This window comes from Streptomyces tubercidicus (assembly GCF_027497495.1).
GTDB classification, from domain to species: domain Bacteria; phylum Actinomycetota; class Actinomycetes; order Streptomycetales; family Streptomycetaceae; genus Streptomyces; species Streptomyces tubercidicus.
The window spans coordinates 3618119-3631954 of sequence record NZ_CP114205.1 but is presented as its reverse complement, the minus strand read 5'-3'; the positions used below and the strand labels follow the sequence as shown (position 1 = coordinate 3631954).

Annotated in this window: 12 protein-coding genes and 1 pseudogene; 11 read left to right on the top strand and 2 right to left on the bottom strand. The window is 66.1% G+C overall.

What is annotated here, in order from left to right; all coding sequences use genetic code 11:
* Positions 1-22: 22 nt before the first annotated feature.
* From STRTU_RS15670 to STRTU_RS15640, 7 genes are all read left to right on the top strand, one after another.
* Positions 23-1438 carry a protoporphyrinogen/coproporphyrinogen oxidase gene (locus tag STRTU_RS15670; protein ID WP_159744093.1) on the top strand — a complete coding sequence of 472 codons (1416 nt, stop codon included), beginning with the start codon at positions 23-25 and terminating at the stop codon, positions 1436-1438.
* Positions 1435-2520, top strand: coding sequence for a hypothetical protein (locus STRTU_RS15665; protein ID WP_159744092.1), 1086 nt, complete (start codon positions 1435-1437; stop codon positions 2518-2520). Before STRTU_RS15670 ends, STRTU_RS15665 begins: the two co-directional genes overlap by 4 nt.
* Before the next feature lie 74 nt (positions 2521-2594).
* Positions 2595-3092: a P-loop NTPase family protein gene (locus STRTU_RS15660; protein ID WP_159744091.1), complete on the top strand. Its 498-nt coding sequence runs from the start codon at positions 2595-2597 to the stop codon at positions 3090-3092.
* The gene (locus STRTU_RS15655; RefSeq protein ID WP_159744090.1) at positions 3077-4108 is read left to right on the top strand and encodes a glycosyltransferase; all 1032 of its coding nucleotides are present in this window, start codon (positions 3077-3079) and stop codon (positions 4106-4108) included. Before STRTU_RS15660 ends, STRTU_RS15655 begins: the two co-directional genes overlap by 16 nt.
* Positions 4105-5697, top strand: a complete 1593-nt coding sequence (locus STRTU_RS15650; protein WP_159744089.1) for a hypothetical protein — start codon at positions 4105-4107, stop codon at positions 5695-5697. The genes STRTU_RS15655 and STRTU_RS15650 overlap by 4 nt, the downstream gene beginning before the upstream one ends.
* A gap of 39 nt (positions 5698-5736) precedes the next feature.
* Positions 5737-6219 (top strand): NUDIX domain-containing protein, encoded by a 483-nt coding sequence (locus tag STRTU_RS15645; RefSeq protein ID WP_159744088.1) that lies wholly within the window; start codon positions 5737-5739, stop codon positions 6217-6219.
* Positions 6220-6226: 7 nt separating this feature from the next.
* On the top strand, positions 6227-7012 hold the full coding sequence (locus STRTU_RS15640) for a phosphotransferase family protein (protein ID WP_159744087.1): 786 nt from the start codon (positions 6227-6229) through the stop codon (positions 7010-7012).
* 163 nt (positions 7013-7175) lie between these two features.
* Here the strand turns inward: STRTU_RS15640 and STRTU_RS15635 are convergent, their stop codons facing one another.
* The gene (locus tag STRTU_RS15635; protein ID WP_159744086.1) at positions 7176-7955 is read right to left on the bottom strand and encodes a hypothetical protein; all 780 of its coding nucleotides are present in this window, start codon (positions 7953-7955) and stop codon (positions 7176-7178) included.
* Between the two features lie 109 nt (positions 7956-8064).
* On the opposite strand from STRTU_RS15635, the pseudogene STRTU_RS15630 reads away from it, so the two are divergent.
* The 3 genes and pseudogenes from STRTU_RS15630 to STRTU_RS15620 form a co-directional block, all read left to right on the top strand.
* Positions 8065-8451, top strand: a pseudogene (locus STRTU_RS15630) (ATP-binding protein); the annotation flags it as partial.
* A 367-nt stretch (positions 8452-8818) separates the two neighbouring features.
* Positions 8819-9580: a hypothetical protein gene (locus tag STRTU_RS15625; protein WP_167539157.1), complete on the top strand. Its 762-nt coding sequence runs from the start codon at positions 8819-8821 to the stop codon at positions 9578-9580.
* Positions 9577-11676, top strand: a complete 2100-nt coding sequence (locus tag STRTU_RS15620; RefSeq protein ID WP_246240575.1) for a DNA methyltransferase — start codon at positions 9577-9579, stop codon at positions 11674-11676. The genes STRTU_RS15625 and STRTU_RS15620 overlap by 4 nt, the downstream gene beginning before the upstream one ends.
* 772 nt (positions 11677-12448) lie before the next feature.
* On the opposite strand, the gene STRTU_RS15610 is transcribed toward STRTU_RS15620, so the two are convergent.
* The gene (locus tag STRTU_RS15610) at positions 12449-13024 is read right to left on the bottom strand and encodes a TetR/AcrR family transcriptional regulator (RefSeq protein ID WP_159744084.1); all 576 of its coding nucleotides are present in this window, start codon (positions 13022-13024) and stop codon (positions 12449-12451) included.
* Positions 13025-13117: 93 nt separating this feature from the next.
* On the opposite strand from STRTU_RS15610, the gene STRTU_RS15605 reads away from it, so the two are divergent.
* Positions 13118-13834, top strand: coding sequence for a CPBP family intramembrane glutamic endopeptidase (locus STRTU_RS15605; protein WP_159744083.1), 717 nt, complete (start codon positions 13118-13120; stop codon positions 13832-13834).
* Positions 13835-13836: the final 2 nt, after the last annotated feature.

Genomic DNA, 13836 nt, shown 5'->3' with positions numbered 1-13836 from the left:
CCTTTACAGGAAAGAGGAATCCATGCCCAAAGCCCAAGATCCCTTACCCGGCCGCATCGTCATCCTCGGTGCCGGCCCCTGCGGACTGGCGTGCGCGAGCGAACTGGACCGGCTCGGCCACCGCAACTGGACCCTGCTGGAGGCGGCGCCCACTGTCGGAGGGCTGGCGTCATCCGTGGTCGATCGCGCCGGTTTCACATGGGACCTGGGTGGCCACGTGGTCTTCTCCCACTTCGGAGAGTTCGACCGGCTCCTGGGCGAGCTCTTCGCCCCGCATGAAATGTTGCACCACGACCGGTCCTCGTACATCCGATTCCGCGACCGTTGGGTGCCCTACCCCTTCCAGCAGCACCTCCACTGCTTGCCGCAGGCCGACGCCGAAGCGTGCCTGCGGTCGCTGACCCACGCGTGCCAGCAGCGTGAACAGACCCTGCCGACCGACACCGACTTCGCGACGTGGCTCCAGGCCCAGTACGGAAGCGGCCTCGTCGAGCGCTTCTTCGCCCCGTACAACACCAAGGTCTGGGCGACCTCGCCGGAGAAGATGAGCGCGAGCTGGGTCGCGGAGCGAGTGGCACCGGTCGACCTCGACGAGATCCTGGCGGCCTTCTACGGCGTCAAAGCCCCCGCACCGAAGTGGGGGCCGAACTCCACGTTCGCTTTCCCCTCCATCGGGGGAACTGGAGAGATCTGGCGACGACTGGGCGCCCGCCTGGGCAACCGAGTCCGCACCCGAGCCCCAGCCACGTCGATCGACCCGAGCGCCTGCCTCGTGCGACTGGAGAACGGGGAGGCGGTCCCTTACGACCAGGTCGTGGCCACCCTGCCACTGGACCAACTCGCCGCCATGACGACGACGAGCCCACCCGACGTACGGGAGGCGGCCAGCCGGCTGAAGCACACCACCGTCGCCATGGTCGGCCTCGGATACCGAGCCCCCACCCTGGACGAGCGGTCATGGTTCTACTTCCCGGAGGACGACGTGCCGTTCTACCGCGCCACCAACTTCAGCAAGTACGCCCCTGCCAACGTCCCCGGCGCCGACACCACCGCCTTCAGCTCATGGATGACGGAGATCTCTGTGATGCCCGGGACTCGGCTCAACCAGCGTGCCCTGGTGAAAGCCGCCGATGCTGCGCTGCGGCGACATCGCCTGGTCCCCGGGCTGGCCGAGCTGGCCACAGCCCATGTGGAGATGATCCCGTACGCCTACCCGATCCCCACTTTGGACCGGGACGAGGCGCTGGCGTTGACGGTGCCGTGGCTGGAAGGCCAAGCGATCTACCCTCGCGGCCGGTTCGGTACCTGGCGGTACGAGATCGGCAACATGGACCACGCGGTGAAGATGGGCGTCGATATCGCACGCCGTCTGGTCACGGGGGCCACCGAGGAGCTTCTCAGCAGCCAGGACGCGGTTCCCGCGGGGAGCCGCTCATGACCACCACCACGACGACGTCGGTCACCTTCGCCGGACACGTCTTCGATGTCGAGGTGGACCAGGACTTCGCCGTCGAACAGCGCACTCACCTGCACAGCTTCGTCCCCGAGGCCGCGCCGGCTCCACCCTGTGGTCGGCTGACCAGCATCCGTATCCGCCACAATCGTGAGCTGTTCGCAGACCGGACGGCCCGCCTTCAGACGCTGCAAAGCCGGTGCGTCGAGCCGTTCCGCGGCGAGCCGTACCTGCGGTCGCGGGTGGGTGACGTGGACTGGTGGCGCCCTCATCCCCGCTCGCACCTGTGCCAGGACCATCTCTATGCGCACAACTCCACCGGGCGCCTGCACATCGTCCTCCACCCTGATGCACATCGCGGAGAGCGCTATCTGCTGCGCATCGTCCGGGAAGTCGTGATGCGGTGCGGCGAAGACCGGGGCTGGACCGCATTCCATGCCGCCGCGGCGTCCATCGACGGAAACGGGGTGCTCATCGCCGGACCGACCACAGCCGGCAAGACCACCGTGCTCGCCGCTCTCGCCTGCCACCGCCGCGCGGACCTGGTGGCCTCCGACCGCGCGATGCTCACTCAGAACGCGGCCGACGTCATCGGTGTCCCACTGTCCATCCGCATCGCGGGAGGCACACTGTCCGCTCTGACGCCGCGCGAGGCCCTGCCACCGCACCGGGTGCTCCCTCGCACGTTCGGTACGGATCAGAAGGCGAGCTGCACCCCGCGGGATTTCGCCGCCGCCTTCGCGGCCCAGGTCCACGAGGGCGCTCCACTGCGCCTCGTGCTTCTGCCACGGCTTCGCGACGATGACACCCCGCTCAGCATCCAGGGGCTGCACGGCGAAACCGCCCGTGCCGAGTTGGCCGCCGCGTGCTGCACCCCGTATGACGAGGACTGGCTCCATCCGTGGTTCGCGTGTCAGAGCCGGTCGGTGGAGGGACTGCGCGCTCAGGCCGGTCAGGTACTGGACGACCTAGTAGCGAAAGTCCCGGTTTTCAAGGTCACCGCCGGCGTTCGCATTCCCCACTTGCTGGAACGCCTCGCCGACACCGTTGCCAGGAGGCTCTCGTGATACCGAAACGCATCGCCGTTGTAGGTCCCGTGGCCTCTGGGAAATCCACCCTCGCTGCCGAGATTGCCGGACACATGGGACTGCCTCACCTGGACCTCGACAACCTGTTCTGGGGAGCGGGCTGGACGCCCGTCGACACCGTGATCTTCCAGAAGCGGGCCAGGGACGCGCTCAGCGCAGAGACCTGGATCGCCGATGGCAACTACGGCGGGCCTGTCGGCGAGATGCTGCTGGGCCACGCCGAGCTGGCGATCTGGCTCGATCTCCCCTTGCGCACCTGCCTGCCCCGGCTTCTCAAGCGCTCATTCCGGCGAGCTGCCCGTGGCGAGGAGCTGTTCGCCGGCAACCAGGAGACGTTCCGGCATCTGGTTGCCCGGGACTCGATTCTCCTCTGGGGCCCGGCCCATCACCGCCAGCACCGCCGTCGCTGGCACCACCACCTCGGCCCCAACAAGCCCCATGGGCTGCCCGTCCTGCACCTCACCAGGTCCACCACAGTTGCGCCGACGCTCCGAGACATGCGTCTGCTGCCCGCAGCTACGAGGGCGGTGGCACCGTGCCGCACGCTGTGATCGCCTCGGCCGTCCGCGTCCCCTGGCACAGTCACCATGGGGGCTACGACCGGCTCCTTGATTACCTGCCGGAAGCCAGGCGCATCACCGCGCCACGAGGGATCACCGGCCAGAAGATCGCCACTGCCACCCATCACTGGCTCCGCCGCCGCTGCCCTCTGCCGTTCTACCCGGCCGAGCACTTCGCCACGGATGCACGCGTCCTCGCCGGGCGCGGGCCCGCCCACATCCTCTACGGCGACGAGCAGTTCTGGTTCTCCCGCCACCGACTGGGCCCCACCGCCGTCACCTATCACCAGCCGCCCGCCCGCCTGGCCGGCTTCATGCCGACCACGAACTGGCGGCGGCTCGCCACACGCGCAAGCCAGATCATCGCCCTCGCCCCCGACCAGCTGGCGTTCTTTGCCAACCACCTGTCCGAGGAGCGCGTGCACCTGATCCCGCACGGCATCGACACCGCCGTCTTCACGCCGGCAGGGGGCCCAGAGACCGGCTGTCGGCCAATGCTCCTGACCGTGGGCTGGTGGCTGCGCGATTGGGACGTCCTGGACATGACCCACGACCGGATCCACCGACGGTACGGCAACGACATCGAGCTGGTTGTCGTCACGCGCCAGGCCGAGCGCACCTGGCACCCGGCCGTGCGCGTGCTGGAAGGAATCAGCGAACTCACCCTCACCCAGCTCTACCGCCAGGCCACGGCCGTCTTCCTCCCCCTGACGGACGCGACCGCCAACAATGCCCTCCTGGAAGCCCTGGCCTGCGGAACCCCGGTAGTCGCCACCGACACCGGAGGCATCTCGTACTACACGGGCCACGGCTCGGCCGCCTCGCTCACACCGCCCAGTGACGCAGCTGCCGCCGCCGAAGCCGTCGAAACCCTCATCGGCGAACTCGGAACCGCAGCCCACGCTGCACGACGTGCCGCGGCCCGGGAGCGCGCCGAGCTCTTCGCCTGGCCGCGCATCGCCGATCAAGTTCGCTCCGTCTACCGTCTGCTGGAGGACGAACGATGATGCTGGCCGACCTGTGGCTCCACTACGCCGTTCCCGTCCTGCTCGTGCTCCTGCTGGCCCGCGGGCTCTGGGCACTCGTCGCAGTCGAACTCTGCGCCCGTTGCCTGCTGGGCAACGCACGCCGAGACCCCGTCTCGACCGACGAGGACCGGCCGTGGCTGGTGGTCCTGCTGCCCATGCTCCGCGAGCAAACCCTTGCCCCCGAGACGATCGCCGCCTTCACGGCCCTCGACTACCCACGAGAACGTGCAGTGGTCGTCGCCATCACCACCGAACGAGAAGAGAACGCCCGCCGTCGCGACCGTGATCGCCTTCCGGAACTGGCAGACACCAACTGCCTCACCGAGGCCCAACTGCGCGGGACATTTCCCCGTGCCCGCTGTGGCGACGTCGCTGACGAGGTCAACGCTGCTCCTAAAGAGAGGCGCCTCCCCCTTCTCACCGAGTTGTACGACGCAGAACCCACGACCCGCGAAACCGTCGCCGCCCTGGCCGTAGGCCAGCCAGCCGTGGGGCTGCGTCTGGTGCACCTGCACCAACCTGACACCGGCGGCCGCAAGGCCGGACAGCTCAACCACGCCGTCGACCGCCTCGACGAGATCCTCAGCCCCCTCGGCTGGCACGACGAGAACGACGCGGACAACACCTTTCTCTGCGTCTACGACGCCGACGCCATCCCGGACGTCCGTACGCTGACCGCCTTCGCCGAGACGGCCACTCGCCACAGGGCGCTCACCGGCCGGCCGCCGGCCCTGATCCAGCAGCAGCGCCTGCCACTGCTCGGCCGCCGCCCCTTTCCAGCCTGCGCCACTGGCCTGTTCCTGGCGGGAGAATGGCTCTACCAGCTCCGCCGCTCACTCGGTATCGAGCTCGCCCGCATCCGCCTGACGCATTGGCTCACCACCACCCAAGTCCCGTGCCTCGTAAGGACGCTGCTGCGGCCCATGATCTACGGCGTCGGCTGTGGCATGACCGTCCACTTACCGACCGTGCGAACCCTCGGTGGATTCCCCGAACCGATGGAGGACCTCGGCACCGGCCACCGTCTCTCCCTCCTCGGTGCCGACATCGCACCCGCCACCGTCGCTGTCCTGGACGAGCCCTATACCGAGCCACGCGGCCTGACCAACCTCCACGCCCTCGCCTTCCTCACGTCAGCCCGACCGGACCGCCATGCGAAGGCCGTCGCTCACTTGCCGAGCGCCCTCACCCGCATCGGCAAGGCGCTCCTGGTGCTCCGGGAATGGGCCGACGAGATCGCCTGGATCACCGGCGCCCCGCTGATCGCCGCCGCGGTCATCTCCGCATTGTGGGCCGGTCCGCTGTGCTTCGCGCTTGCCCTCACGGGAGTCCTGTTCCATGGTCCCGTCCTGACAGCACGACTCATCAAGCTGGCCCCGGCCCTTCATGGTGCGGTCGTTCCCCCGACCTGCCGCGTCGCTGCCGCTCCATGCCCCACACGTGGCCGCCGTGCAGGGTTGATCGCAAGCAGCCCCGCCCAACCGTTCATCCGCCTCGCCGGCCCCTGGCGGATGATCTTCCGTCGCATCACCGGACACGCGACGACCTTCGGTAAGACTGAACGCTGAAGCACCATCCAATCCGCAAGAGGAAGTTGGACCAGAACCATGACCGAGCCCTCCACCGCCGAAATTCGCACCTCCGCCAAAGCCGTCGTCCTCCACGACGACCTGGTCCTCCTCATGCGTGCCGTCTGGGAGGACCAGGAGTGCTACTTCCTCCCTGGAGGCGGCCAACATCCTGGAGAGAGTCTCAGCGACGCCGTCGCCCGCGAAGTCGACGAGGAAACCGGCCTGACCGTCACCGTCGAGCGGCTGCTGTGGCTCCGTGAATACATCGGCGCCAACCACGACCACCCCGAAAGCGAAGCCGACACCCATCGCATCGAAGCGATCTTCCTGTGCACCCCCACCAGCGATCCCGGCCAGCTCGGCGGCCACGCCCAGGACGAGGTGCAGACCGGCCTGGAATGGGTGCCGCTGGGCAAAGTCCCTGCCCTCAACCTGCTGCCACAGGCCATCCGCCAGCCAATCGCCTCGCTCACGGAGGCGCCCAAGCCCCCCGGCACTTACCTCGGCGATGTCGCCTGACAGCGCTATGGACGGCATCGATGGCTGCGTCCCACCCAGCGCCCGCGAAATCACCACCGGCCAGACCAACCGCGTCTGGTCGGTGGAAGGACCCACGCCGTACATCCTCAAGCACTACGGCGACCCGAGCCGTGCCGCCAACGAAGCCGCCGCTCTCCGGCTCCTGACCAGCCACCGTGCCCCATGTCCACAGCTGCTCGCCGCGTCCAGCGGCAGCAGCACCCCTCCATGGACCGCACAGGCCGCACTACACGCGAAGCCTGTGCCCATCGACCGGTTCCTGGCAGACCTCGCCGAACCGCTGGCCGCCATCCACCGCATCCCCGGCACGCACTTCGGCCGCCTCGCCGGCGCCCAACAACACCGCAGCTGGACCGGCTACCTCCACGACCGCTTGCGCACCTATGCGGCAGCCGCCCCAGCCCTACGCGCCGTGGCCCGATGCCTCCACCAGGAAGTCGACGCCAGCGACACCCCGATCCAGCCAGTGCTGCTCCATCACGATCTGCAGCCGGGCCACCTCCTTCGGGAACCCGCGGGTTCCCGTCTGCTCATCGACTGGGAGCTGGCCATCTTCGGCGACCAGCGGTCCGACCTTGCTCGCCTCGCCGTACGCCTCGACCTCGACGACCCCACACCCGTACTTGCACTCGCCAGTCGGGCCGACGCCGCGGCCGAAGGCCGACTCCATCTGTACTGGCGCATCCACCTGCTCGCCGACGCCGCACTGAGCACAGACAGCGCCGTACGGGAACGGGCAGCCGGGAGGCTACTTGGTTCGAGCGTCACGTAGCTGTTGACGACTGGCCAGCCTCTAGTGCCGCAGGTGCGCTCTTGGGGCGACGAGCTGCAAGAGCAGATCGCTGGCGGGCGTCCGGGTGCAAGCCGCAGGGAACGGCGTTGGACCGGGACCAACTCGGGGGAGACGGCCACGGCCTCAACTCTGCGGACCTTCGCTATGAAGTGGGTGGACTCGCAGAGGCGAGTGTGTGCCTCGCGGCGGTCGTGAAGCGCTCGCGAGTGCACGCGCGGGCTTCCTGGTTGCGCTTCAGTTCATCGACGATCACAGTTGCTTGGTCAAGGAAGGCGGAAATCCTGTCACCGTCCCCATGCGCGCGAGCGATTGCAGCATCAGCGACGTCCTGGGCTCTTTGGAAGTTCTCGAATATCTCTGCCGTCCGTGGGTCTTCATGGAGCGGTCGACCGCTTTCGTTTGTCTCCGCCACGAGCTCTCGCATCTGCCTCCTGGTCTCCTGCATGGCTTCCCTGGCGGCAGCCATCGCTGGCGCTGTCTCGTTGGTCATGCTTTCGGTCGCTGTCGGAAGCGTTGCCTCTGTGAGTTCCTCCAGCTTGGTAGCTATGGTCACGTCACGCCGAATGCTGTCGGCGAGCTCTTCCGCCGTCTGCGCCACCTCGGCCGGTCCTAGAATGTCGATCCTTCGAGCACGTTCTGTAAGGCGACCGGCAGTTTCCTTCAGTGGGTTGTTTTCCGACGTCTCGGAGTCTCCCGGCAGACCCACGGAGTCAATGAGGCGAAGGCACTCGTCCCAGGCCGCTAAAAAGCCTTCGTACGCCTGAAGCCGTTGTTGCCGAAGCCAGTGGGCTTGATCGACTGTGGCTTGATCGCGAACTTGCTGCAAGGTGGCTTGTGCACTGAGGACGGCTCCCTTCTTCGCAGCCCGCGCGGACAGAGCTGCACCGACGACGGTGCCGGCCAGTCCGAACACGGCAGCCACCAGGGCGACAATGAATTCCTTTATGGCGAGACATCATCGCGGCGATGGCCCTCAGGCAGAATGGGACGTCCTGTGGCCCTGATCGCGCTGCCCTGCCCGACTCCTCGTATCAGAGTTGGCCACCAACGCGATCCGGCACGCGCGTCCACCGATGTCGACCGCGACCGCCAGCGCCGGACACACCACCCTCGGAACGATCGTTCTCAGGCTCTGGCCCACCGACCGCGGCGTTCTTGTCGCGGTCAGCGACCGCGATCCTCGGCCACCGGCGCCCCGGGCGAGCGACAGCAACGCCACTGGAGGCCGAGGACTGCTCCTGACCCAAACCATGGCCACCCGCTGGGGCTATTACCCCGAGCCGCCTCATCCAGCAAAGATCGTCTGGGCCGAGGTATCGACACAACCGAGGGATGCGCTCAGCAGACCTGCTGCTGGTGGCCCGGAGATCACCCCACTCGTGATGGGGCAGGTCCTCACCGCGCTTCGCGAGCTGTAGCCGCTCGGGTGACTACGCTCTGGTTCGAAGCCGTCTGAGCCTGCGCGCGACCATGGGCACCTGATCAGGAGAGGACGGCCGACCGAAGGCGGGAGCGCTACACCGATTCCCCCGAAGGTCAATACTCTCATCCCAGCCAGCAGCCCTCTCGCCGTCGACCAGGCAGGTGCCCTCCTCCTCCAGCGTCAGGCGTTGACACTCCCCTTTGGCTCGCCCGATAGGCTCGCGCACCCCTTCAGTGGCTCGAAGAGTGGATTCTGCTGGCACGGGTCCATGCATGGGTGCTTGTTCTGTAACCTCGGGGCATCATCGCCGCGAACGGCGGTGAGGGTGGACGTTGAGCTATAGAGGGTGACAGAGGGTGTCAGTGAGTGCGGTCGAACAGGTATTTTTGGAATGCGAGCGCGCTCGGGCAGACGGTGACTTGATTCAGCGGGTCTCCGCCAGTGATAAGGAGTACCACTTTCAGAATTGGGTGCAGGCCCGCATAGAGGCATGCAGGCTTTCGTACGATGATCCTGGCCGGAACACCTATCCGGACTTCCGGCTCATCCATCACCCGGAAGGGTATGAGGTCAAGGGCCTGGAGTTTCCCGGCCGCGAGGCGGACTACGACTCAAACTCCCAGGTGCCCACCGGTAACCACGGCGGCCGTGAGGTCTTCTACGTGTTCGGTCGCTACCCGAAGGCAGAGCGCGGCGTCGATGAGTATCCAGTTGTAGATCTGGTGGTGTGCCACGGCAGCTTCCTCAATGCCGATAGTGAGTACGTTCATAAGAACAAGTCGTTCCGTGGCTTTGGCTCGTACGGAGACATCCTGGTCCGCGACCGCAAAATGTACGTCGTGCCAACGCCGTTCGCACTAGCTTCCGGAACCGCAGGGCTCGCGACCCTGATCGTGCCTACTGAATTCGAGCCACAGTCGGATACTCTCGTTCAGGTGGGTGAACTTGATCGGACCGAGGTTGACGAGGTCATCGTGTCGTACGAGTTCAACCTTCAGACAAATGAGATGGTGACGCATAAGGCGCCGAATCTCAATGCAGGTAAGGTCCACAGTTTCCGAGCATATCGCTCGCGCGGTGCGGGCGATTCTAAGCCGGTTTCCCTCGCAGGGGGTCGGCTGTGACGGTCGAAGTGCCGCAACGTACCAGCCTGGAGTCAAACTTTCCGGCAGCGATGCTTAGTGGCGTCGGCACGAAGGAATCCTGGCGCAAGGAAGTCCACCGCCCAGCCACCAGCACGCACAAGTGGTGGGCGAAGCGCCTCGGCACCGTATTTCGGGGGATCATTACGTCGGCGACGACGCCCGATGGAGCCGATGCTGTGGGAGCCTACGGATCGTCGCTCGATCTGGCGGGAGCCATTGTGCTCGACCCGTTCTCTGGCTCGGGTGTGACCGGCGTGGAAGCCCTCAAACTCGGGGCTAAGGCTGTTTGTTTCGACATCAACCCTGTGGCAACGCTCGTTCAGCGTCAAGCTGTTCAACCGTGGGACCTCGGGTCTCTTGAAGCTGCCTACAAAGAGGTCGAGTCGGCCTGTCGGTCAGAGGTTGATCGACTCCACCGTACAGAGGACGGGAGGACTGTTCTCTACTACTTCTGGGTCGCGACCCTCGGGTGCCCCGAGTGCTCCAAAGAAGTTCGCTTGTTCGACTCGCCAGTGTTCTCTAAGAACGCTTACCCGAAGCGAGTACCCAAAGCCCAAATTGTCTGTCCCGAGTGCCTCTCCGTTAAGGAGAGTCGGTATGACTTCGTCACGGAGACGTGTTTGAAGGGCCACGTCATTACGCAGCGCGGTGCAGCGCGGGGTCAGTTGGCGACATGCGGGAACGGTCACAGCTTCAAGGTCCTCGGCGCCCTGAACGGGTCGCCACCGGTATACGAGATGTATGCCAAGATGGTGGCCAACTCGGACGGGTCGAAGAGCTACGAAGCCATCACCGACTGGGACAGGGAACTCTACGACGAGTGCGTTGCAGCGCTCGCAGGGCTATCGCAGTCTGCCGTGCTTCCACGCGGTCGGCTTGCTCCCGGCAATAATACTGACCAGGCTCTGAAGTGGAATTTTCGGGAATGGCGCGAATTCTTCAACGCGCGCCAGCTGGTTTCCCTCTCGCTGATGGCGACGGCGATCCGTGACCTGACTGGATCGCCTGAACGCGAAGCGCTTTGTGCCCTGTTTTCAGGAACGCTTGAGTTCAATAACCTGTTCACATCGTTCAAAGGCGAGGGGACGGGGGCTGTCCGGCATATGTTCAGTCATCACATCCTCAAGCCGGAGCGGACTCCACTGGAGGCGCACCCCTGGGGCACGTCGCAGTCCTCCGGTGCGTTCTCCACTCTCTTCAAGAGTCGTCTGCAGCGTGCTCACGAGTACAAGACGAAACCTGCAGACCTCGTTGACCGGGGTGCAGGGATCGAGCGGATCTCCGGAGTGTCAAAGCCAGTGGGCGCGAGCATTGCGGACTCATGGGAGTCTTTCGTCTCGATCGAAGGGCAGGCGGCCTATGTCGCCACCAGAAACTCGGCACAGACGGATATTCCGGATGGGTCGGTTGACCTAGTCGTTACTGATCCGCCCTACATGGACAACGTCCACTACGCGGAGCTCGCGGACTTCTTTCACGCGTGGCTCCAGCACATGCAGCCGTACATCGGCTATTCCGACGCGACAACGACCCGTCGAGTGGGCGAGGTCCAGCATGCTGACCCGGCGGAGTTTGGGAAGGCAATCGAGGCAGTGTGGACCGAGTCGGCGCGAGTCTTGAAGCCGGGCGGTCTGCTGGCCTTCACGTTCCACCAGGCTCGGATCAGCGGGTGGGTGCAGGTGGTTGAGTCGCTACGCCGCTCTGGTTGGATCGTGATGGCCGTCCAACCGGTGAAAGGTGAGATGACGACCAGTGTCGTCAAGGCTGGAGCCCGTGAGCCCTCCAATCTCGACAGCGTTGTGGTGTGTCGCCGGGCCGTGGACGGAGCTACGAATCCAAATTCTTCGGTGGAGGAAGCCCTAGCGACTGCGACAAGGGAGCTAACAGACCTTCGAGATGCCCAAATCGATGTCGGGGCAGGCGACGTCAGGTCAGTTGTTCGCGGGGCGCTTCTGGCCTACCTCGCGTCCACGGGCGTAGACCTTGATGAGTCAGTCGCCGCGCAGGTGGACTCCCTAGCAACAGAAAGCATTGAGACGCTGCTTGGGTCCGGTCCGGGTGGCGGCGGTCGTTAGCGGGATGCAGCAGTGTCGACGTAGAGCGGTACAGCTTCGTCGACTGTCTCCACGAGGGGTACGCCTCGTCGACACGAACCGTCACCTCGGCACACGCGGAACGTGGAGCGGCCTGGGCAGCCGGCTCATGGCGAGCGCGTGCGGCAAATGCACCATGGCTGGGAGGCCGGTGATTAGTTGCGTACAGATCGTCGACTCGGCGTGGAGCTGGCCTGTGTTGCGTGAGCGCTGCGTGAGCGGACCGGCTGGCATTAGAGGGGACTCGGTGTCACGCGAACCGCGGCTGCGCTCTCCTGACCAGCGGAAACAAGATTCTGCGGCATCACGCGGCACTGCTCGGGACGATCCCGCACCCCCTCGTAATGCGTAGGTCTCGGGTTCGAATCCCGAAGGCGGCTCAGTCGAAACCCCAGGTCGGATCCAATCCGACCTGGGGTTTTCTCGTTCAGTGGATGCGGCGTCGGTGCGGGGAGTGTTCCGTGTGGGGGCGACGGTCTCAGTTCTGGTGCGTGGAGGGGCTTGCTGCTTGTTCCACGCCGCCTTGTGTGTGATGGCTGTGGCCGTGGGGGCAAGGTTCTTCTCCAGCGCAGCCAGAAGGCCAAGTTCGCCCTGGTGTGTGGGGTCTCCGCGAGATGCGAGGAGGCCGGTCTGGCCGTCAAGTCGGAATCCCTGAAGGTCGCCCATGGCGCCCCTGGGGCCTGGGGTCTGGGGCGTCGAAGTTCCCAGTGGCTGCTTTCCCGTCGTGGCCGCGGTGGTGGGAGGCGGGTGGAGGTCAGGAAATGGTGTGGGCGGCGAACCAGTGGAGGGTTGTTCTTGCTGCGGCCGGATCGACGTGGTCGGGGAAGAGGTGCAGGTCGAGGTTGAGGCCGTCGATCAGGGTGAGGGCGTGCGTGATGTGGGCGTCGATGTCGGTTGGCGCGACATGGCCCTGGTCGGCGAGCGTGTTGAACCAGCGGAGCAGTGCCTCCTTCGAGGCCCGGCGGCCGCTCTTGAGGATTTCCGTGACTCCCGCGTCGCCGCCGAGGGCCAGTCTGTGCAGTTCGGCCCAGCTGGTCAGTGCCTGCATCTGCTCGTTGGACTGCGGCACGAACTGCGCGAGGCAGTCGTACAGGCGGGCGGCCGGGTCGCGGCTGTCATCGGTGATGTCGAGGTCGCTGAGAACGTTGGTGACGAGCCGGCTCGCGACCGCCTGATAGAGGTCGGCCTGGGATGGGAAGTAGTGCCGCAACGTGGTCGCCCCGACGCCCGCCGCGGCCGCGACGGACCGGACGCTCAACGCTCCGACGCCTTGTTCGTGCGTCAGCCGGAGGGCTGCGGCGAGGATCTCTTCCTGCCTGCTCTTGTTCACGAAGGGGACCCTAGCACAGTGTGCTAGTACGGTGTACGGTACAGCGTGCTGGCACGCTGTGCTAGTGCTATTTTCGCTGATCAGGAGCATTGAATGCACGAGACCCTCCGCCCTGTCCCGGCCGAAGCGCCCGGCGAGAGGTCGTCCGGCCCTGGCTGGCCGGAGGTAGTCGCCGGTGTGGCCGCCTATGCGGTCCTCTATGCGGGCGTGGTCGTGTGCCTGCGGCAGGCCGACCTGTCGGACACCGTGGCCGGCCTCATAGGGTTCGTGCTCTCCGCGGTGATGGGCCTCGGCGCCTTCGCGGTCGCCGCCCTGCTACGGATCCGCCGGCTCGCGCCGTTCGGCCTGCGGCGCGTGAGCGGGCGGTCATTGCTCGCCGCTGTCGGGTTCGGCGTCGTCGCCTACGTGCTGGCCACGATCGCCTCGCTGCTCTACCAGGCGGTGGCGGGCGATCACCAGAATGTTCAGGTCGGCTATCAAGCGGCCGCCGCGGGTGGCATCTTCTGGTACCTCGCGGTCGCGGTGGCCGGGTTCGTCGCCACCCCGATCGGTGAGGAGCTCCTCTTCCGCGGTGTACTGGCCAACGGCCTGGGCCGCTACGGGGCCTGGGCCAGTGTGCTCGCCAGCGCCGCGGTCTTCGCGCTCGTGCACGGCCTCAACCCGGTGCTGCCCGTCGCGTTCGTGGTCGGCGTCATCAACGCCCTGCTGCTGCGGCGTACCGGCTCGGTGTGGCCCGGCATCGTCGTCCACGGCGTCAACAACGCGCTCGCCATGTCGGTGCCCGTGATCATTGGGCTGGTGAGCAGGTGAGC